We start from the raw sequence: 20,612 nt of genomic DNA, 5'->3' as shown, positions 1-20,612 counted from the left end.
CACGATGAAGCACGCGCCGGCGGGGAGCGTGTTTTTGTCTTCCCGATGTGCCGGCTGCCTAGAAACTGCCTGCTTATTCCGCTTGGGTGACTGACACCGACGCCTCGCTCGTCAGCATCAAGAACGTCAGTGTCTCGCACAGATAGAGGCGCACAACCGTGTCGGTATGGCTCGCGTAGCCTATTGACAGGTCTTCGCCAAGATGCAACTCGAAGTCGCCGCCGCGCATGGATAGCACGCTGCCGCCTGCGAGCGCGGGCGCCCAGATGATGTCGCCGTTCACGATCCGCTTGATGTGTTCGAGAACCGGATAACCCTGATCGCGTGCCTCGCCGAGCGCTGTATATGCATCGGCGCCGAGCAGCACGGAATAGGGGCCGTCCACGCCGGCAAGCCGCAACTGCTCGAGCGCGTTGCTGATCGTGTTCGGATAGTCGCTGACGTCGGCCGGCAGTGCGAGCGGTGGATTCGACGAACCTTCGCGAATCCCGCCAATCCCCGCAGCCTTATACCCGTCGAAGATCGCACGATCCTCGGCATAAGCGAGCTCCTTTGCTGCCTCCTTCGCAGGCTGCCAGTCGGCATCTTTCGCGCCACGCTCCACGCTGTCGATCGCATCGCGCTGCAGCTCGAACGGCACGGTCAGCTGGACGAGCGCCTTCACCTCGGACAGTTTCGCCACGACGCCTTGCTGCGGCGCGCTGATCGCGATCTGATGCCCTGTGCCGACGCCGGACAGTCCGGTACCCCCGGGACCCTTGACGTCGACCACGCGACGGCCGGCCACGCTGCGTTTGAAAGTGCGCGCCACTTCCTCTTCGATCTGCGTCCAGGCGGCACGGGAGATGGGGGCAAGCTCGCGATGCAGGTTATTCATGGTGGGGGATTCCCTTGAGAGAGCCAATATTCAGCGAGCCGTCCTGGTGCGGCCCGGCGGAGGAAGCGGTATCAGGCAGCTGTTCGGCGGCGTTGGCGGCGGTCTCCGGATCGCGGTCCGCGAGCGCTTCGAGCAGGCTAGCCGACGGCACGAAGAAGAGGCCGCCCGTGACCGCGTGGCTATAGTCGAGCAGCCGGTCGTAGTTGCCCGGCGGCCGTCCGACGAACATGTTTTCGAGCATCTGCTCAATCGGCTGGGGCGAACGGGCATAACCGATGAAGTAGGTGCCAAACTCGCCCGCGCCGGGCCGGCCGAAGGGCATGTTGTCGCGCAGGATTTTCACCTCCTCGCCGTTCTCTTCGATCGTCGTCAGCGAGCTGTGCGACGACGACGGTTTGACCGCCGCGTCGAGCTCGATATCGGCCAGCTTCGTGCGCCCGATAATGCGCTCCTGGGTCTCGACAGAAAGCCCGTTCCAGCCCGTCATGTCGTGCAGGTACTTCTGCACCATGACATAACTGCCGCCCACGAACTCCGGGTCCTCGTCGCCGATCAGCGTGAAATCAACAGCCTCGCTGCCCGTGGGATTCTCGGTGCCGTCGACGAAACCCACCATGCTGCGCATATCGAAGTTGCGAAAACCGTGCACTTCATCCACGACCGAGACCGCGTCGCCAAGCCGCCCCAGCAACTGCGTGGCGAGTTCGAAGCAGAGATCCATGTGTTCTGCGCGGATGTGCAGCAGGATGTCTCCCGGCGTAGCCGCGGCGCGGCGTTCGCCCTCGCCGAATTCGCGAAACGGATGCAGCGCTGCCGGGCGCGGGGCGCCGAACAGCGTGTCCCATGCATCGGAGCCGAAGCCGCACACGCAGGAGAGGTTGCCGGAGGGGACACGCTTGCCGACCGAGCGCACGAGGGCGGCGATATCCCCGCACCATGAGCGCACTGTGTCTGCCGGATCGCTGCCACCCGCGAACGTCGCGACGATGAAGATGGCACTGCGGGTGACGGTATTACAAACGCTTTGCGATTCTGGAATGTCTTTAGGCATCGGCTTGGATATTGATGAACCGTTACGGATTCCGATAACAGCGGAACCAGCGTCTTTCCGCCTCCGAGAACACGTGCTTGACAGCCTGCGTTCACTGCGTCCACGGATGTTATACCGGGCAGTCACCTTATGGAAAGTGTACAAAGGTTTTTTGTAGTGCCGCGCACGCGTTGGTTTTCCGTTCGATACTTCATATTGGGTTTAGCGGTTTTTTATTCTGCTGTCACATTGTTACCATCGCTTTAGCCGGCGCGCGCTCCTGATTGATCGTCGAGGGAGAAAATTCAAGCAGATTGTTTTTACCGTGGGTTTCCTTTCTCACGGTTTTTTCGCGGGTCGATTTACTTGGCGGCTTATGCCACCCGGTAGGCACAAGAACGCTTTGAGCTGATATATAGGGGCATCAATGGCTATTCAAAATAATGTGTATTCCGAATTAAGTTTTACGAGGCATTGAGTTTCCTGAAAGGGTTAAGTCTTGACCGATTTCGTGCGCGGTTCAGGTACGAAAGAAGTGCCCATGCTAGTGATGCATTGCTGCGACGACCATGAGATGGAACGGCAATGCGAGTAGCGCCGTCCCGACGAATCCGAGCAGCCACAATGCAACGAACCATAACAGGCTTTTGCGAAACGTTTTACCGGGCTCACGGCTTTCTGACGACACGGCAACCCTCCTTTCCATAGCTTGGTGATACTGGTTCCCAGGTTGATCTTCTGCTCCTGACCGTTCGTCGACAAGCGGCGGGTGTCACCGGCTAAAGACCCTGCGGCGACGTTCAGGTTCGTGATGGTCGCTGCCTGGCACTGTTGCGGAAGTACCCATCCGTAGAACATAGACCGCCGGTGCAAACAGCGCCAGATCAGAGCCTCCGATTCCAGCTATTGGTTCACGTATCAGTGTAAGGCAGCCAACGCGGTGAACCCAATTTCCTGTCTTAGCACTTTGAGTTATGAAAATACGTCGAATCATTTCCACATGACATAGTAGACATTCGCAACTCGGTGACGCCGGCCTATGGTGCCCGAAGGAGATGCCATTCGGCCGCCGCCATCTCCGCCACACGCCGCGGTTTTCGTTGGGGCTCCATCTTCCAGATGCCACGCGGCGGACAGGGTGGCCCAGGCGACCGGCAAAAGCCGGCTGCTGCGGGTCTTGATGGGGGCACCGTCCGGAATCAGGTTCCAGCGGTGAAGGCAGCCGTCGAGCATGGTCGCAATCCCGATACGTCCATTGGCATGCACGAAGCACAGATCGAAATGCTGTTCGTCGATCCGGCGAGATTCGGGCAAGGGATTGGCACGGCACTCGTCGATCATGCGAGAGAGCAACACGCGAAGCTCACCGTAGACGTCAATGAACAGAATCCGCGTGCACACGAGTTCTATCGACGTTACGGTTTTGAGGACGTTGGCCGCTCGGAAACTGACTCTGCAGGGAGGCCGTTTCCGCTGGTCCACATGGCTTTGCGACATTGAGCTTGTCTGCATCCTCGCATGGCATGCGTGAGGCAGCTCAGGCGCGTAGATAGCGGAGATCGTCGGCGCCGGTCAACCCGGGTTGCCTGCCATCGGATGGCAAGCAACCCGGGGTAACGGAAGATCAAGGACTCACTTCGTCTGAAGTCAGATCCCTGGTGCTTGCCACTTGCTGGAAGCGCTCGTTTGACAGACCAGCTACGCTGGCTTGCTGGGGAGCAAAGAGCGGTTTCTCGGGATGCACGAAGAACCAGAGCACCGTTCCTACCGCCGCTGCCAGTGCGATGACCACCAGAGCACTGCCCCAGTTCCCGGTGAGCTTCACCATGAAAGCGACGGTAACGGGTCCCGCGACATTCGATGCCGCTCCCCACAAGTTTGTCCAGCCAGACATCACGCCGGTAAAATCCCGCGCCAGGTCTTGAGCAGCCGACCAGACGACGACTTGCACAAAACCCACCGCAGCGAAAGACAGGCACAGGAAACCGACGACGGCCGCAATATTGACGGCCCATGAAGCCAGGCAGAGGGCGAGGGCGCTGACAAGAAATCCCACCATGGCGACCGGAGCGCGAGCGGCCCAGACGGATTGAGTGCGCTTCAATATCTTGTCGCACACGATCCCCGCCACGAATACCGCCACGAACACGGCGATCCATGGTAGCGATGCCGCAAAGCCCATGGACTTGAGAGAAAGCCCACGTGCGCGCATGAGGTAGGTCGGCAACCAGGTCGTGTAGAAACTCTGGATCAGGACCAACAGGAAGTACTGGATGCCGAAAAGCCAGAACCGCGGATGCCGGAGGCACTTCAAAAATACCCCTTTGGCGACCGCCTCTGGTTCCGGCTGTCCCGCGGCAATATACGTCGCCTCTTCAGCCGTGATCAGAGGATGTTGCGCGGGTACATCGCGATAACCGAACCACCACGCGATCCCCAATACGAGACCTATTGCGCCGAACACATAGAAGACGGAGTGCCAGCCGAACTGCAAAATCATCCACGCGGTAAGAGGCGCGGAAATGATGGGGCCGAGATAAAGCCCGCCCAGGAGAAAGGAGTTTCCCTTCGCGCGTTCACTCTTTGGGAACCAGCGTTTCACCGCAAGCACGCCGCTTGACCAGTCGGCAGATTGCGCACCCCCGAGCAGGGCGCGGCAGCCAACGAGCCAGTTAAACCCCACGCCGAACGGCGTCGCTATCATCATCAGGGACCACAGAGCGCTCGTTCCAAAAAGGACTTTCCGTGACCCATGACGCTCTGCCAGTCTGCCGGCGGGGACCTGTCCCAACGCGTACGTCCAGAAATAGACGGTCAGGATCACCGACATCTCGACCAGCGACAGACCCAGCTCCTTCTGGATCGTGGGTGCCGCGATCGTCATCGCCGCGCGGTCCAGCGTCATGACGAAGGTGATGGGAGCGATCAGCAACGAAACAATCCACCACCGTAAATTGCCGCTTCTTTTGGGCATTCTCACTACTCCAAGGACAATTAACCACGCGCTCTTTTTAGAATCACTGCTGCCGGTGCGGTCTTGCCAATCGCTGCTCAATCGTCATTCGTCATGCCTGAGTCATTCGTCATGCCTAAGACGAGGGGAGAGGCGCGCCATTCATGCTTTCAACGCAGATGTCATGCGTGCTTGTTGTTTGCGCCAGCAAAGCCGCTGCGCAGACGAGCTCTTCGTCTGCCCCGTAGATATGGAACAGTGCGTCGCCGGGCGCGACGTGCTGGCCTGGCGTCGCGAGAAGGTCCACGCCGGCACTCAGGTCCGTTGGAGCACCTGCTTTTCGCGCGATTCCCGCGATGGCCCAACCATCAATGCCGGCGACGATGCCTCCCCCCTGTGCCACTACCGTTCGTACAAACCGGCCTTGGGAAACAGGCGGTTCTCGCCGGCCCTGACTATCGACAATACGTTCGAATGCAGTTCGGGCGAGGCCGGAAGAAAGCAAGGACTCCGCGATCTGCCGGCCCTTGGAAACCGTACCCACTTCCGGCGCCCACGCAAGAATCTCTGCCGCGAAACGGAGCGCTTTTTCCCGCAGGTCGGCGGGCGCATCCGGGTCGTTATCCAGGACCCGCTTAATGTCCCGTACCTCGAGTGCAGGCCCGATGCCACGTCCGATAGGGTTGCTGCCGTCGGTGACCATCGGCTTGACGTGCAACCCCAGGCCCGCCGCGACATACTCGAAAAGATTACCCAAGGTACGCGCTTCGAGCTCGTCCTTCAGCTTGGCGTGCGGGCCGTAAGGAAGATCGATGATGACGTGGGTGGATCCTGCCGACCACTTCTTGGACAAGATCGATGCAACGGACCAGCGGTTTGAATCGAGACCCAGCGGTCTGGTAAAAGCATTGATCCGGTCGTCAATCAACGAGTGATTCAACCGGCCGTTCCACGCAATACACGCACGTGCCTGGCCGACGCAATGACGGACCTCTGCACTTGTGAGATCAACGCGTGCGACTGTTTCCATCGCATCGGCGGTGCCTGCGGCAGAGGTAATTGCCCTTGATGACGTCTTGGGCATTGCAAGCCCGAACGCCGCCACAATGGGCACCACGATCAACGTGATCCGGCTGCCGGGGACACCTCCCATCGAATGCTTGTCAACGAGTATCGGCTCGTCCCATTCGATGCGTGGCGTCAGCTTGCATCGCACCTTTGCCAGCGCCAGCACTTCGGCGTCTGACAGGTTCTGCGACGCGTGCAAAAGGAACGCGTTGATATCCCGGTCCGAATAACGCAGTGCAAGAATGTCGTCCAGCACCGCGCCATATTGAGCTTCGTTCAGGGCGTCGCCGGCGATCTTTGCCTTCAGGGCACGCATGCTCGGCGGAGCCGGCTGCGCGGCGCGCTGAAGCGCTGCGACGAAACGTTCTATCCCCTGCTCAAGCGTTCCGTCGTTCAGTACCGTCAAGACCTCAACGTCAGCCGAGGTCGGTTCAACCTGACGCATCACGCGTTTTGCCACCTCGTCCGGGGTTTCGCGGCCTCGTGCGAGAATTCTTGCGGCGAGCACAGAGGCGGGCGCGCTCACCTCGACTACGACCAATCGCGGTACGCGAGTGGAAAGCATATCGACCATTGCCCGCGACCCATTCGCGACCACGTGACGCCCCTGCGAAAGGGCATCGAGGAGGTCATGGCGCAAACCGTACCTCAATCCATGGGCCGACCAGGTAATCAGGAATCCTCCTTGCTCCTCCAGCCGGGCGAAGCCGGTTTCATCAAGCGCTTCGTGATCTTCGCCCGGCGAACCATGAGGCCGGGTAACCACCCGGCGTGCAAAGACGAAATCACCGAGAACATCACGCGCTCCGTCAATAAGCGAGTCTTTGCCGGCGCCGCTCGGGCCGACCACAAAAAAGAAGATTCCGTCGGACATGAGCTTATTACTCCGCCTCGTCCAGACCGATATCAACGCACACGGAAGCCTGGTTGATCTTGCTCGTGGAGATGTAGTCGACGCCCGTTCTGGATATTGCCCCGATCGTTTCGAGGTTGATACCGCCGGACGCCTCAAGCTTCGTGCGGCCATTGACCAGCTCCACGGCCTTCGTCATTTCTTCCACGGACATGTTGTCGAGCATGATGACGTCAACGCCGGCTTCCAGCGCCTCTTCGACCTGCTCGATGCGATCGCATTCCACTTCGAGCTTCGTCAACACCGGCAATTGGCGGCGCGCACGCTGCACAGCCTTCGTGATCCCGCCGCACACTGCAATGTGGTTGTCCTTGATCATCACACCGTTATCGAGCCCGAGGCGGTGGTTCAAGCCCCCGCCGCAGGTCACAGCATGCTTCTCGAGCATCCGCAGACCCGGCGTGGTCTTGCGTGTGTCAATCAATCGTGCACGCGTTCCGGCGACTGCCTTGACAAACTCCGCGGTGAGGTTGGCAATACCGGACATGCGCTGCACGATGTTGAGCGCGGTTCGCTCGGCGGTCAGTACGCTCCGGGCGTTTCCCCGTACATCAAGGAGCACGGCGCCCTTCTTTACGTGGTCGCCGTCCTTGACGCGCACCACCACGTCGAGCGTTGAATCGTAGCGCTTGAACACACGGGCTGCGACGTCGATACCCGCCACGATCAGGTCCTCGCGTGCGTTCATGAAAAAAGCTCCAGTCTCGTTCGCTTCAATCATGACCTGCGCGGTGAGGTCACAGTATCCAATGTCCTCGGTCAGCCACATCTCAATCAGGCGATCTGTTTGAAATACGTCGTACATGTCAATCTCCAAAGGTGTAAAAAAACGGCTGTTTCTGCTGGTTGGGTCCTGACGTCAGGACGCACGGTCAGTCTTCTTTATCGGCAAGGGGATCAAAAAATGCCCTCGAAAGTCGAATGTTCACAAAATATCGGACTACGAAATAGATGAGATCTGAAACGCAATAATGAAAGCAGACGAGGGCGTCTTACTGGAATTGATGAAGCTGTCCATGCAGTCCCGGTTCTCGCCTGCGACTACAGCGTCCACGCTCAAAAGCTAAGCCGGGCCCGGACGCGGGGCAGGTTGAAAAGATCGCGGCGGCCGTAACGAGGTCAAGGCTCGCTCCGGTCGGTACCTCGCGTTTTCGTCGGAAGCTACTGGTAAATATTTGCGGGCAACACACCTGGCGCCGTTCGTTCGAGATCCCGTTCCCACAGCATGGGCGGGTCGTGGCAACGGCGGCGGAATCTGCCCGATACGCAAGACCTTGGTCATCTCCTCGACTCCTCCGCAGCGCGGCGTCAGGTTGCGGTTGATTTCCAAAAGTCTAGTGTTCACATTATAATTTGGCAAGATATCTAAGAATATTTTTGTTGGTGCACGCATGCTTTGATTTGGTGAAAACCCCTATTAAGTGCCTCATTTAAGGGAATACCCCATATAAAATCACGCGCGTGCCAATGACCTCGGCCGAGGAAAATTCAATGTGTACATTGAATTTGATCTCATTTTGACCGGTCAGGTCAGCGACTGTTGGCGGGCGCCGGACATGGCGGGGAAGCGCGCTCTGCAGCGGGGCAGGTATCTGCCGAACACCAGGCACGCGGCGAGAACTATCAAGTATCCGAATTTTGTGCCGTACACCGTTTAATACATAACTCTATAAAGATCTCATGAAGCGCCTTACATTTCAGCAACAGTTGTGGATTCCTTTGGCACTCTCCCTGGTTTGCCTGATCTCTGTGGCGGGCTTCGGGGCATACCAGACTCGCGAGGTCCGTCTCGAAGAAAGGCAGCATTCATTGAAGGATGCTGGAGACATTGCGATGAGCATCACGCGCCGCTATGCGGCACTGGCCGCTGACGGAACGTTGTCGACGCCTGATGCGAAGAAGCAGGCGCTCGCGCAATTGCGGGCGATCCGTTATGGCACTGACGGATACGTATCCATCGTCGATTCAGACTGCCATGCGGTCATGAACCCTTCGAAGCCGGAAACGGAAGGCAAGTACTTCGGTGACTATCAGGACTCGAACGGGAAGTACGTGTATCGCGCGATGGCGGCGATCGCGAAGGGTTCCGGCGATGGGTTTGTCGACTATGCGACGCCCCGGCTTGGTTCGAAGGAGCCCGTGCGAAAACGCAGTCATATTGCTACTTACAAACCATGGGATTGGTCGTTCGTGACGGGCGCCTACCTGGACGACATTGACGAGGCGTTCAACGCGTCGCTGCGTCAGTTGGTCGTACTTGTCGCAGTCATCGCGGCCATGCTGTCTGCTGTCGTGTATCTCGTGAACCGCAGGCTTAATCGTTCGCTGGGCGGTTCACCAGAGTACGCAGCCGAAGTCGTGCGAGCGACAGCGGGGGGTAACCTCGCGCAACACATTGACCTGCAAGCGGGGGATCGAGGCAGCCTTCTGTTCAAGCTTCAGGAGATGCAGGCGCAACTGCGCCAGGCAGTGGTCGCAATCATAGGTGCGGCGAAATCGATTGGAACGTCGACCGATGAGATATCGTCCGGCAACGCGGATCTCTCAAGGAGAACCGAGGAGCAGGCCGCCTCGTTGGAAGAGACCGCGGCAAGCATGGAGCAACTGACGTCAGCGGTTAGACAGAATGCCGACAATGCGCGGCAAGCTTCGCAACTCGCCGGCGATGCTTTCTCTATCGCCAATCGCGGCAACGACGTTGTTTCGGAAGTCGTCGCGACAATGGACGAGATCACCGACAGCACGAAGCAGATTGGAGAGATCCTCGGGATGATCGAAGGGATCGCTTTCCAGACCAATATCCTTGCGCTCAATGCGGCTGTCGAGGCCGCGCGGGCCGGCGAGCACGGGAGAGGATTCGCCGTTGTTGCATCTGAAGTCCGGAATCTGGCGCAGCGTTCCTCGACGGCGTCGAAAGACATCAAGAGACTGATCGAGCATTCGAATGGCCGCGTTCAGAGCGGCGCCACGCTCGTTGACAGCGCCGGCCAGTGCATGAAGGAGATCCTGGTTTCGGTTCAACGGGTGACCGCGATCATGAAGGAGATCGCGTCGGCCTCCGAGGAGCAAAGCGACGGGATCGAACAGGTCAATCGGGCCGTTACGCAGATGGACGAAGTAACGCAGCGAAATGCGGCGCTGGTCGAGCAGGCGGCAGCAGCAGCGGTGTCAATGCGCGAGCAAGCCCATGGGCTGGTGGAGAGTGTTGCTGCTTTCCAGGTTACCTGAGCTTACGTTCCTGCCTTTGCTTTTATCGGAATAGCCATTGCGGTAATTTAGCGGCATTGTTGGAGGGGGGGCACTGCCTGCGGTTTTTAGCGAGTAGCCATGTATGTCCTGACGCGATGGACGGCTCCCTCCCTCGTCTATGGCGTGCCGGAATGATGAAGCGGTTCCGGTTTCGCCAACACCGGATACATTCGAGCGACCTCCTGAAGGTCAGCCTCCATCTCGGCGATCAGCCACTCCTTGACCTGTTCCACCTGCGGCCGTGAGGGCCGTTGATTGCTGATCAGTTCATATTGACGGCCCGTGGTGACAACGTGCCGGGAAGCCGGAACCAACTGGCCGGTTCGTAATGCATAGGACACGCCGGATACCCAGCCCAGCGCAACGCCACGGCCGATCATTGCGGTCTGGAGCACCAGCGCATAGTCGGAGAAACTGAGCGGGTCGCCGGGCGCCGTGCCAACAACGTCGACGCGGTTGAGGAAGTCCTCCCAGTTGATCGTGGTCGGCACCAACTCGATAAGGGTGTGCTTCGGCAGGTCACGCGCGTGGTCGATAGGTCCATGACTTTCGAGATAGGTAGCACTACAGACCGGGATGATGACCTCCGGGGTGAAGGTCCAGCCTTGCTGGGATTTGCGCCGCTGCTCAGTCGGGCGCAAAGCAAGATCGGCTTCATCCGCGTTCCCTTGCAGCACGCCGCTGATGACATGAAAGCGCAGGCTGATCTCGGGGAATGCGTTTTGGAAGCGTTGGTATCTGGGCATCAGCCAATACGCAATGAAAGCGCTCGAGAGCGACAGGGTGACTGTCTGCGTGCGCTGCTGCCGCTGTTTGATATCGGACACGGAGCGTTTGATATACCCGAAACCCTCATTCACGCCGCGTTCGAGCAATAGCCCGTCGTCAGTCAGCACAAGCCCGGTGCGCGAACGCACGAACAGCTGCGTGCCCAGTGCTTTCTCAAGCCTCACGATCATTCGACTGACGGCAACCTGTGTCACGTTCAGCTCATTCGCCGCCCGCGTAATGCTTTTCTCCCTGGCGACGACCTCGAACACCACCAGCGAATTCATTGAAGAACCGAAGTTGCGCAGGGTATCCATAACATTATGTTGGGTTGGAAAGAGCAAATGTCATTTGACGGAATTTAATGCGCTGCTTATGTTCTGGCTATCAAAACACGGGTGTTGGGCAGCGTTGATCACCATAACATTCTGTCTGAGTTTGGCGCATGGAAGCAACCGAAAACGGCCGTTCAGCGGTGTCAGTTTCCAGGCAGATGGCGCGGCCACATCGCTGAATGCCTGCCAACGCATGAATTTCCCGACCTAAAGGTAAAGGTACGTTCGATGAACCTTCCTCCACGGAGCCATGACCCGCTGCTGCAGCCGCTGCGGATCCGACACCTGGTATTGAAGAACCGGATCATGAGCACGAGCCACGCGAGCGGTTTGACGGAAGATGGCTTGCCGCTTGAACGCTACCAGCGCTATCACGAAGAGAAGGCCATTGGCGGTATCGGGCTGAGCATGTTTGGCGGCTCCTCGGTGGTGAGTCGCGACAGTTCCAACGTATTCGCGCAGATCGACCTGACTGACGACCGGATCATTCCGTGTTTCCAGGCATTCTCGGAACGGATGCATCGGCATGGCGCAGCGTTGATGTGCCAGCTTACCCACATGGGCCGGCGAGGAAGTCCATATGCGTCGGATTGGTTGTCGACAATCGCACCGTCACGGGTCCGCGAGACGCTGCATCGGAGTATTCCGCGCGAGATGGATCGCAGCGATATCACCCGGACCATCCGGGACTTCGGCCACGCTGCCCGCCGTTGCAAGGAAGGGGGGCTCGACGGTATTGAAACCCTGGCAGGCGGACACTTGATCGGGCAGTTCCTGAGTCCGGTGACTAACCGGAGGACCGACGAGTATGGCGGCTCAATCGAAAATCGTTGTCGCTTTGCGCTGGAGGTTCATGAAGAGATCCGCCGGCAGGTGGGGAATGACTTCATTGTTGGTATTCGCTACGTCATCAACGAAGCCCAGGAGGGAGGGCTGACTTGCGCCGACGCGCTGACGGCGGCCAGGATGCTGGAAGCGTCGGGCGTCATCGACTTCTTTAACGTGGTCTACGGGCGCATGGACACCGCGGCGGCGCTGGCTGACGACAACATGCCGACGATGTACGCCAAATCAGCTCCGTGGCTGGCCGCAGTGGCTTCGTTCAAACGCGAAGTGTCATTGCCTGTGTTCCACGCAGCGAAGATTGCCGACCTTGCCACTGCACGTTATGCGGTATCGGAAAACATCCTCGACCTGGTGGGTATGACGCGTGCGCATATTGCCGATCCGCATATCGTCAGGAAGCTGATGCAGGGGGACGAGGATCGTGTCCGGCCTTGTGTCGGCGCATCCTTTTGCCGGTCTCACCAATCCGCGTGTATTCACAACCCGTCGACTGGACGCGAGACCTGGATAGCACATGAGGTCGATCCGGCGCCCCGGACCGGCCGCAAGGTAGTGGTCATAGGAGGAGGGGTGGGCGGTCTCGAAGCCGCGCGCGTGGCCGCGCTCCGAGGGCATGAAGTGGTGCTGTTCGAAGCGTCTCCCAAGCTGGGCGGTCAGGTGCTGCTTGCGCACATGGGTAGCTGGCGCCACGACTTGATCGGGATTGTGGACTGGCGCGCGAACGAGCTAAGCCGTCTGCGTGTGGATGTCAGGACGGGCACCTATGCGGACGCTTCTTCGGTGCGAGCCGAACATCCCGATGTTGTGATTATTGCGACCGGCGGGATGCCCGATCTTGATGACCTGCCGGGAAACGAACACTGCATTTCGGCTTTCGATGCACTGACGATGCGTGTCCCCCTGTCTGGAAACGCGCTGGTCTACGACGGTACCGGCCGGCATGTGGCGGCGACATGCGCTGAGCGTTATGCCCAGGCTGGCATTGAAGTGGACCTGGTCACGCTCGACCGCTGCTTTGGTAATGAACTGGACGGGAAGGGCGATGAGATCGGCTGGCAGCGACGCTTGGATCAATTGAAGGTTTCCTTGCGGCACGATTTGCGGCTCCAGCGCGTCGAGCGCCTGCAGGACAGCAAACGCCGCGCCTGGTTCATGCACGAACTGACTTCAGAAGTGGTTTGCCTGGATGCAGATCACGTGGTAGTCGAACGAGGCATGATGCCCGTCGACGACCTGTTCCATGAGCTGCGCAGCGAGTCAGTCAACGACGGGAAAGCCGACCTGGATTGCCTTTTGCCCGGCAAAGCCCAACCGTGGACGAAAACAAGGGTTGCCGACTATGAGCTCTACCGGATAGGCGACGCGGAATCGTCGCGAAACATTCATGCGGCGATCTTCGATGCTTTCCGGTTGGTGCGAACCCTGTAGCACGCTGTGTAGTTTTTCAGGCCGATCGTTCTGAAAATGATTTGGATACCGAATTATACTGGCTGTGACCACAACGCCAGCCTTAGGCAAGCTTAGGAAGATTCAAGCAAGTCGATCGGTCATTTGCCGAAGCTATCCCGCTTCGCCTTGCCAATCAATTTGGGAGACGTTTTGATGATAAAAACCACCAAGCTGGACCGGATCGACCTGCGGATACTTTCCCGGTTGCAGACCCAGGGCCGCATCTCCAACGTGGAACTGGCCGACGCTGTCGGCCTCTCGCCCAGTCCTTGCCTGATTCGCGTCAAGCGCCTTGAGAAGGCCGGGTATATCGCGGGCTATGCCGCGCAGATCCTTCTGGAAAAAATGGGCGACGTCCAGAGCGTATTCACACAGGTCACGCTCGCCGACCACCGGCAAGAGGATTCCGCAAGATTTGTCGCAGCCATTCGCGAGGTTGACGAGATCGTCGAATGCCATCTGGCGAGTGGAGGGTATGACTACCTGCTCAAGTTCGTCACGCGCAGCGTTGGTCACTATCAGAGCCTGATTGAAGACCTGCTTGCGCGGAATATCGGCATTGAAAAGTACTCCAGTTACGTGATGATCAAGTCACCGATCATGAGGAATGCCTACCCGCTCGAGACGTTGTTTTCCGGGAACCATTCCTGACGAACAATCTACTTCTGTCAACGTATCACCCTCGCCTCAACTGGTTTCGCGCTCGATCAGTTTGAAACCCACGTCGACCACGCGCCGGTCGACTTCGCCATCCCTGATCCGCTCGACCAGCAGCGAGGCAGCCAGTTTGCCGATACGCGTTCCGTCAATGCGGATCGTGGTCAACGGCGGGTCGGTGTCTTTCGCGAAATTCATGTCGCCATAACCGATGACCCGCAACCGCCCGGGAATATCCAGGCCGCGCGCGCGCGCTTCGATCAACGCACCGAGCGCCAGGATATCCGCGCCGCAGAATACTGCTTCCATGGCGGCATATTCGTCCAGCAGACGGGCCAGCCCACGCCGTCCATCGCCCAGATTGGCAGGCGAGGGGATGGTGATCACCGGGATCTCGATGCTCGAGCCCTTGGCAAACGCCTTGACGAAGGCCTGCGTTCGCACCTGAGCCCGGCGGTCGCCCGGCGTGATGACCGCGGCTCGCGTGACACCTTGCGCGAGCAAGTGAAGTGCTGCGGCCTTGCCCACCTTTTCGTGGGAGAACCCCACCAGCATGTCAATTGGTTCGCGGGTGATATCCCAGGTCTCCACCACCGGAATGCCCGACTCGCGCAGTTTCTGCCGTGCGTCCCGAGAGTGCACCACACCGGTCAGTACAATCCCGGCCGGGCGCCTTCCGAGAATGGCATCGATCAACGCGTCTTCGCGGGACTCGTCGTAGCCGCTTTGACCGATCAGCAACTGATAGCCGTTCGCGGCCAGTTCCGTGGTCAGCGCCTCGACCGTTTCCTGGAAAACACTGCCCGCCATGGCCGGGATCAACGCGACGATCAGGCGGCTGCGGTTCGACGCCAGCGACCCGGCGACCAGGTCGGGCGTATAGCCGGTCTGTTGCACGGCCGCGCGCACACGTTCCAGCGTGCTCACCGACACGAGTTCAGGGGTGTTCAACGCACGCGACACGGTCACTTTGGTGACACCGGTCAGGGCCGCCAGATCGCTTAGCGTCACGCGCCCCGTATTTTTCCGTGCGCGACGAGAGGTCGTGCGGTCCGCCGCGGCGGGAAGGGCAACGTCTTCGAAAATTCCGGCTATTCCCGCGGTGCTATCCGTTTTCGGCTTGGTCATCGACAACGATATGAGAGTTGAACAAACGTTGATTAGGGAAAACGCGAGCATTCACATAGCTGGAAGCATATTACTATGCGTCCAATGTTACCGGTTACATAAACCGGTAACATGAAGCGGTAACATAGCAAATGAGACGGATCCGGAGCCACGCCCCTTGCTGTTTCGGTGCGCCATTGCCGGTCGTTACCGCCTTACCCCACGAGACAACATGTGACTGCAGGAGAATTGCTCATGCCGCTGGTCATAGACGCCGCCATGACCCCCTTGATTCGCCTGAACGGTGCGGACAACGTGCTGATCGCCCGAGAGGCTTTGTCGCTCGGCCGCCAGGTGCAACTGGGCGACACCGTCGTGCGCATTCGCGCTCAGGTTCCGGCCGGGCACAAGATAGCAGCGAGGGCTATTCCACGCGGCGAAGCGATCCGCAAGTACGACACCGTGATTGGCCGCGCCGCCCGGGACATCGAGGCTGGCGACCACGTGCATACGCATAACATTGAACTGATCGACTTCGAACGCGACCCGGGTTTTGGCCTCGACGTGCGTCCGGTCGACTATGTGCCGCAAGCTGAACGTGCGAGCTTCATGGGCATTGTGCGTCCTGACGGACGGGTCGCTACCCGCAATTTCATCGGCATCCTTGCGTCGGTCAACTGCTCGTCTACGGTCATCAAGAATATCGCCGGGTGGTTTACGCCGGAGCGGCTCGCCGACTATCCGAACGTGGATGGCGTGGTCGCGTTTGCGCAGACCAGCGGGTGCGGAATGTCCTCGCCCAGCGAGCATTTCGATGTGCTGCGCCGGACCATCGCCGGTTATGCGCGCCACCCCAATCTCGCGGGTGTGCTGATCGTGGGCCTGGGCTGTGAACGCAACCAGGTGTCCGACCTGATGAGTTCGCAGGGGCTCGAGACGGATGCGTCGATGCGCACCCTGGTGATGCAGGACAGCGGCGGTACGCGGGCGACGATCGAGGCGGGAATTGCTGCTATCCAGAGCATGCTGCCGGTGGCGAACGCTATCGAACGCCGGAAGGTGAGCGCCAGTCATCTGAAGATTGGCCTGGAGTGCGGCGGGTCAGACGGGTTTTCAGGCATCACCGCGAATCCCGCGTTGGGCGCGGCGATGGATATCCTGGTGCGCCATGGCGGCACGGCGATCCTGTCCGAGACGCCGGAAATCCACGGTGTCGAATATATGCTGACGCGCCGCGCGGTGACGCCGGAAGTCGGTCAGAAATTGCTCGACCGGCTCGCGTGGTGGGAGCGCTACACGCGCGGGCACAATGGCCAGTTCAATGGCGTGGTCGGTCCCGGCAACCAGCAGGGTGGACTGGCGAATATCTTCGAGAAGTCCTTGGGTTCGGCGATGAAAGGCGGCACCACGCCCTTGCAAGCTGTCTATGAATACGCGGAACCGATCGACGAGTCCGGCTTCGTTTTCATGGATTCACCGGGCTACGATCCGGTCGCCGTCACCGGCCAGATCGCCAGCGGCGCCAACATGATCTGCTTTACGACCGGGCGTGGTTCCATGTTCGGTTCCAAACCCGCCCCGACGATCAAGCTTGCGAGCAATACACCCATGTTCACGCGGCTGCGGGAGGATATGGATATCAATTGCGGCCTGGTGATCGATGGCGAGCGCTCGGTGCAGGAGATGGGGCAGGACATTTTCGAGCATATCCTGCAAGCCGCTTCCGGGCAGCGTACGAAAAGCGAACTGCTAGGTCTGGGCGACCACGAGTTCGTGCCCTGGCATATGGGCATTGTCAGCTAGACGGCCCGACAACAAGAACGGAGACAACAGATGACTCTCGCGCCGCACGCGCAAGCCCGCACACGGGTGCGCTGGATGGTGGCCGGCATGATGTGGGCGGCGATCGCAATCAACTATATCGATCGGACCGTGCTATCTGCCGCCGCACCCCGGATCCAGTCGGACTTTCACCTGAGCGCCGTGCAGATGGGCGTCGTGATGTCCGCTTTCTTCTGGTCGTACGCGCTGCTGCAACTGCCGGCCGGCATGCTGGCGGACCGCTTCGGACAAAAGAAGGTACTGGGCCTCGCGGTCTTCTGGTGGTCGCTCGCAACCGCGGTCACCGGCTTCGCGACCGGCTTCAAATCGCTGGTCGCGCTGCGGGTGATGCTGGGCGTTGGCGAAGCGGGCGCTTATCCGAGCAACGCCGGGATTGCCTCGCGCTGGTTTCCCCGCAATGAACGCGCGACCGTGGCCGGTATTTTCGACAGTGGTTCGAAACTCGGCGGCGCGGTCGCACTGCCTCTGATCGCCGTCATGCTGGTCACATTCGACTGGAAAGTGACATTCGCAATCACGGGTGTGGTGGGCATCGCCTGGTGCGTTGTCTGGCAGTTCGTGTTCAGGGATTCCCCAGGCGAACACCCGCGTGTCAACGCCGCCGAACTGGCGCATATCCGCGAGGGCCTCGCCGCCAATGCGGCTGACGACAAACGCAGTACCGTATCCTGGAGAAAGTTGTTCGCACATCGAAACATATGGGCCATGTGCATCGGCTTCTTCATGATCAACTACAACTCGTATTTCTTCATCACCTGGCTGCCCACCTACCTGGTCAAGGAGCGGGGCATGGGCCTGATGGAGATGGGCATCATGGCGTCGTTGCCGTTGCTGCTCTCGATGTTCACCGAGGTCTTCGCAGGCTGGGCCTCGGACCGCGTCTACAGTTCGGGCCGCCTGTCGTTGACCGCGACCCGCAAGCTGTTCCTGATCGTCGGGCTCGTGATGGCATCGAGTATCGGCCTTGCGGCCTTCGCGCAATCGGCCGTCATGGCTGTCGTGCTGTTGTGCATCGCCAAATCGGGCATGACTGTAGCGGCGTCCCAGGTCTGGGCGTTGCCTGCCGATGTCGCCCCGAAGAACATGGTGTCAATGGTAGCCGGGGTGCAGAACTCGGTGTCGAACATGGGGGGTGTCGTTGGCCCGATCGTGACCGGTGCGATCGTCGGCGCGACGGGCTCCTTCGTCGCAGCCCTGGTCTTCTCCTCGGCCCTGATCGTTATCGCCATCATCAATTATCTTTTCCTGCTGGGTAAGGTCGAACCCATCGAATTTGAAACCCCTCCCGTGGAGTTGGAGAATCATGAGCGAAACAACGCAAACGCCAGCGCCTAACCGTTTCAAGGCGGCGCTGGCGAACAAGGAAGCACAAATCGGTTTCTGGTTGTCGATGGCCGATCCCTACCTCGCTGAAGTCAGCGCGACCGCTGGTTTCGACTGGCTGCTGATCGACAACGAGCATGCGCCCAATGACGTGCGCTCGACCTTGTCTCAACTGCAGGCCGTCGCGCCTTATCGTGGAGAAGCCGTGGTGCGGCCGGTCAATGGCGATGTGGCATTGATCAAGCGCTTGCTTGATATCGGCGTGCGTAACCTGCTCGTGCCGATGATCGACACCGAGGAGCAGGCTCGACTGATGGTGTCCGCAGTCCGTTATCCGCCACACGGGATTCGCGGGGTGGGCAGCGCCGTAGGCCGAGCATCGCGCTGGAGCAGCCGTAAGGATTATCTCGATGTCGCCGATGACGAAATCTGCCTGCTGGTGCAGGCGGAAACTGCTACCGCGTTGTCGAACCTGGATGCGATCTGCGGGGTGGACGGCATTGATGGCGTGTTCATCGGGCCGGCTGACCTGGCCGCTTCAATGGGGTACCGCGGGAAGGCTGGTCACCCCGAGGTGCAGGCTGCCATAGACGGTGCGATCAGGACAATCATCGCATCGGGTAAAGCGGCCGGGACACTCACGTCGGATCCGGCGCTGGCGCGGCATTACCTCGAGCTGGGTTGTACGTTTGTTGCAACGGGTATCGACATCCTGATTCTTGCCAACGGTGCACGCAAGCTTGCCGCGGACTTTGGCCTGGGTACTTAGCCGGCAAGCGGCATCGATCGATTGTGTTTCGATTTTTCGTTCGATGTGATTTGAACGCTCGCAACAAGAAAAGCAGGGACGCCACCATGCGGAAAGACGATCGCCATGCCATGTTGCGCGCTACCGTTGAAGGAGACAGACCATGAACAGTCACGTCAGCTTGCTCAGGAAGCATTGGCATATCATCTTCGCGGCGACCGCGGGATGGGCACTCGATGCGTTCGATTTCACTATCCTGCTGTTCCTGATCCCGCATCTCGGCAAGGTGTTCAATGTCGGCTTGCCGCAGATGGCGCTGGTGGTGACAGCCACGGGGTTCGCGAAGATCGCCGGGACGATCGGCTGGGGATTGGCTGCCGACCGGTACGGCCGCAAGCTGGCCTTCATGGCGGCCGTGTTGTGGTTTTCCTGTGCGTCAGGACTGAGCGGCCTCGCGTGGAGCTATGCATCGTTCATGGCAATGCGCATCCTGTTCGGTATGGGTTTCGGCGGCGAGTGGACGGCGTCCGTCTCGCTCCTGATGGAAACCGTGCCGGAAAAGATCCGGCCGCTCGCGTCCGGCATCATGGTGGCGGGCTACGAATTCGGCTATATGCTGGCCGCGCTCGCCTTTCACTTCCTGTTCCCGGTGCTCGGCTGGCGCTGGATGTTCTTCCTGGGCATTGCACCGGCCTTGCTGACCCTGTTCCTGCGGCGCAACGTCAAGGAGTCTCCGGACTGGAAGGAACAGCAGCGGAGCAAACAGGCGGGGGATGGCTTTAGAACCTTCGTCTTTAATCCCGCAGTTGCGCAAGCCTGGGCTTTCTCGGCTGGCCTGAACTTCATGTTATGGGCCGTGCAGGTGCTGTACCCCACATTCCTGCTCACCGTGCATCACCTGGACTCGGGCACGATCTTTCCGTTCATCATTGCCTACTCGGTCGGCTCCGTGATTGGCAAGCCTTTATCGGGCTATGCCGCGAGCAGGATCGGAGAGCGCAGCACGATCGTCGCTTTCCTGACAATCGTCGTGCCCACCACAGCGCTCTACACGCTGGTCTCGAATCACCTCCTGATGGGCGTCGGCGCATTCTGCATGGGCATGTTCGCGAACGGATTGTTCGGTATCCTGCCTTTGTACCAGGCACGCCGTTTCCCTGTGAAAGGGCGCGCGACCGGGATTGGAATCAGCTATGCAATGACCTCCATCAGTGTGATCGCTCCGTATGTGATCGCGTTGGTCACACCGTCGATGGGGCTCAAGTTCGGCATGGCCTCCTTCATTGCCGGCGGTGCGTTGATCGTCATCGCAATCAGTATCTTCAACACTGCACGGTGGATGCCCAAGGACCTCGCCGATGACACGCGAGGGGCAGCCTTTGGCGCAGCGGCGGGGAGCGAGGAATTGACGGCAGGCAACGCTGCGCATTGATCACAGGAGGACATT

The 20,612-nt window shown here is 59.5% G+C and carries 17 protein-coding genes; 8 read left to right on the top strand and 9 right to left on the bottom strand.

Features of this window, described 5'->3' with window-relative positions; genetic code table 11:
• Positions 1-73: 73 nt before the first annotated feature.
• From ABH944_RS08225 to ABH944_RS08210, 4 genes are all read right to left on the bottom strand, one after another.
• A complete protein-coding gene (locus tag ABH944_RS08225; RefSeq protein WP_404605756.1) occupies positions 74-877 on the bottom strand; it encodes a family 1 encapsulin nanocompartment shell protein in 804 nt (267 codons plus the stop codon).
• On the bottom strand, positions 870-1,928 hold the full coding sequence (locus ABH944_RS08220) for a Dyp-type peroxidase (RefSeq protein WP_404605758.1): 1,059 nt from the start codon (positions 1,926-1,928) through the stop codon (positions 870-872). Before ABH944_RS08220 ends, ABH944_RS08225 begins: the two co-directional genes overlap by 8 nt.
• A 523-nt stretch (positions 1,929-2,451) precedes the next feature.
• Positions 2,452-2,595, bottom strand: a complete 144-nt coding sequence (locus ABH944_RS08215; RefSeq protein ID WP_404605760.1) for a hypothetical protein — start codon at positions 2,593-2,595, stop codon at positions 2,452-2,454.
• Between the two features lie 302 nt (positions 2,596-2,897).
• Positions 2,898-3,308 carry a hypothetical protein gene (locus tag ABH944_RS08210; RefSeq protein WP_404606012.1) on the bottom strand — a complete coding sequence of 137 codons (411 nt, stop codon included), beginning with the start codon at positions 3,306-3,308 and terminating at the stop codon, positions 2,898-2,900.
• Here ABH944_RS08210 and ABH944_RS08205 point away from each other — a divergent pair.
• Positions 3,225-3,407 carry a GNAT family N-acetyltransferase gene (locus ABH944_RS08205; RefSeq protein WP_404606002.1) on the top strand — a complete coding sequence of 61 codons (183 nt, stop codon included), beginning with the start codon at positions 3,225-3,227 and terminating at the stop codon, positions 3,405-3,407. The two genes, ABH944_RS08210 and ABH944_RS08205, sit on opposite strands and share 84 nt — an antisense overlap.
• A gap of 124 nt (positions 3,408-3,531) precedes the next feature.
• Here the strand turns inward: ABH944_RS08205 and ABH944_RS08200 are convergent, their stop codons facing one another.
• The 3 genes from ABH944_RS08200 to nadC form a co-directional block, all read right to left on the bottom strand.
• On the bottom strand, positions 3,532-4,881 hold the full coding sequence (locus ABH944_RS08200; RefSeq protein ID WP_404605762.1) for an MFS transporter: 1,350 nt from the start codon (positions 4,879-4,881) through the stop codon (positions 3,532-3,534).
• Between the two features lie 115 nt (positions 4,882-4,996).
• Positions 4,997-6,802: a phosphonate metabolism protein/1,5-bisphosphokinase (PRPP-forming) PhnN gene (gene phnN, locus ABH944_RS08195; protein ID WP_404605763.1), complete on the bottom strand. Its 1,806-nt coding sequence runs from the start codon at positions 6,800-6,802 to the stop codon at positions 4,997-4,999.
• A gap of 7 nt (positions 6,803-6,809) precedes the next feature.
• Entirely contained in the window at positions 6,810-7,646 is an 837-nt protein-coding gene (nadC, locus tag ABH944_RS08190) for a carboxylating nicotinate-nucleotide diphosphorylase (protein ID WP_404605764.1), read from the bottom strand.
• An 875-nt stretch (positions 7,647-8,521) separates the two neighbouring features.
• Between nadC and ABH944_RS08185 the strand changes: the two genes are divergently transcribed.
• Positions 8,522-10,069: a methyl-accepting chemotaxis protein gene (locus tag ABH944_RS08185; RefSeq protein WP_404605765.1), complete on the top strand. Its 1,548-nt coding sequence runs from the start codon at positions 8,522-8,524 to the stop codon at positions 10,067-10,069.
• Positions 10,070-10,206: 137 nt separating this feature from the next.
• On the opposite strand, the gene ABH944_RS08180 is transcribed toward ABH944_RS08185, so the two are convergent.
• Entirely contained in the window at positions 10,207-11,145 is a 939-nt protein-coding gene (locus tag ABH944_RS08180; protein WP_404605767.1) for a LysR substrate-binding domain-containing protein, read from the bottom strand.
• Positions 11,146-11,421: 276 nt separating this feature from the next.
• Between ABH944_RS08180 and ABH944_RS08175 the strand changes: the two genes are divergently transcribed.
• Entirely contained in the window at positions 11,422-13,467 is a 2,046-nt protein-coding gene (locus ABH944_RS08175; RefSeq protein ID WP_404605768.1) for an oxidoreductase, read from the top strand.
• A gap of 174 nt (positions 13,468-13,641) precedes the next feature.
• A complete protein-coding gene (locus ABH944_RS08170) occupies positions 13,642-14,139 on the top strand; it encodes an Lrp/AsnC family transcriptional regulator (RefSeq protein ID WP_404605770.1) in 498 nt (165 codons plus the stop codon).
• Between the two features lie 36 nt (positions 14,140-14,175).
• Here ABH944_RS08170 and ABH944_RS08165 read toward each other — a convergent pair whose 3' ends face one another.
• Positions 14,176-15,156 carry a LacI family DNA-binding transcriptional regulator gene (locus tag ABH944_RS08165; RefSeq protein ID WP_404659344.1) on the bottom strand — a complete coding sequence of 327 codons (981 nt, stop codon included), beginning with the start codon at positions 15,154-15,156 and terminating at the stop codon, positions 14,176-14,178.
• Positions 15,157-15,507: 351 nt separating this feature from the next.
• Between ABH944_RS08165 and ABH944_RS08160 the strand changes: the two genes are divergently transcribed.
• From ABH944_RS08160 to ABH944_RS08145, 4 genes are all read left to right on the top strand, one after another.
• The gene (locus ABH944_RS08160) at positions 15,508-17,055 is read left to right on the top strand and encodes a UxaA family hydrolase (protein ID WP_404605772.1); all 1,548 of its coding nucleotides are present in this window, start codon (positions 15,508-15,510) and stop codon (positions 17,053-17,055) included.
• 30 nt (positions 17,056-17,085) lie between these two features.
• Positions 17,086-18,429: an MFS transporter gene (locus ABH944_RS08155; protein WP_404605774.1), complete on the top strand. Its 1,344-nt coding sequence runs from the start codon at positions 17,086-17,088 to the stop codon at positions 18,427-18,429.
• Positions 18,398-19,186: a 4-hydroxy-2-oxoheptanedioate aldolase gene (gene hpaI / locus ABH944_RS08150; protein ID WP_404605775.1), complete on the top strand. Its 789-nt coding sequence runs from the start codon at positions 18,398-18,400 to the stop codon at positions 19,184-19,186. Before ABH944_RS08155 ends, hpaI begins: the two co-directional genes overlap by 32 nt.
• A 142-nt stretch (positions 19,187-19,328) precedes the next feature.
• The gene (locus ABH944_RS08145; protein WP_404605776.1) at positions 19,329-20,597 is read left to right on the top strand and encodes an MFS transporter; all 1,269 of its coding nucleotides are present in this window, start codon (positions 19,329-19,331) and stop codon (positions 20,595-20,597) included.
• The last annotated feature ends 15 nt before the right edge of the window (positions 20,598-20,612 follow it).

Origin of the sequence: Caballeronia udeis, assembly GCF_044909315.1 — a bacterium.
Lineage (GTDB): Bacteria > Pseudomonadota > Gammaproteobacteria > Burkholderiales > Burkholderiaceae > Caballeronia > Caballeronia udeis_A.
Note: the sequence above shows the minus strand (reverse complement) of the source record. Positions and strands in the feature narration are given on the sequence as shown.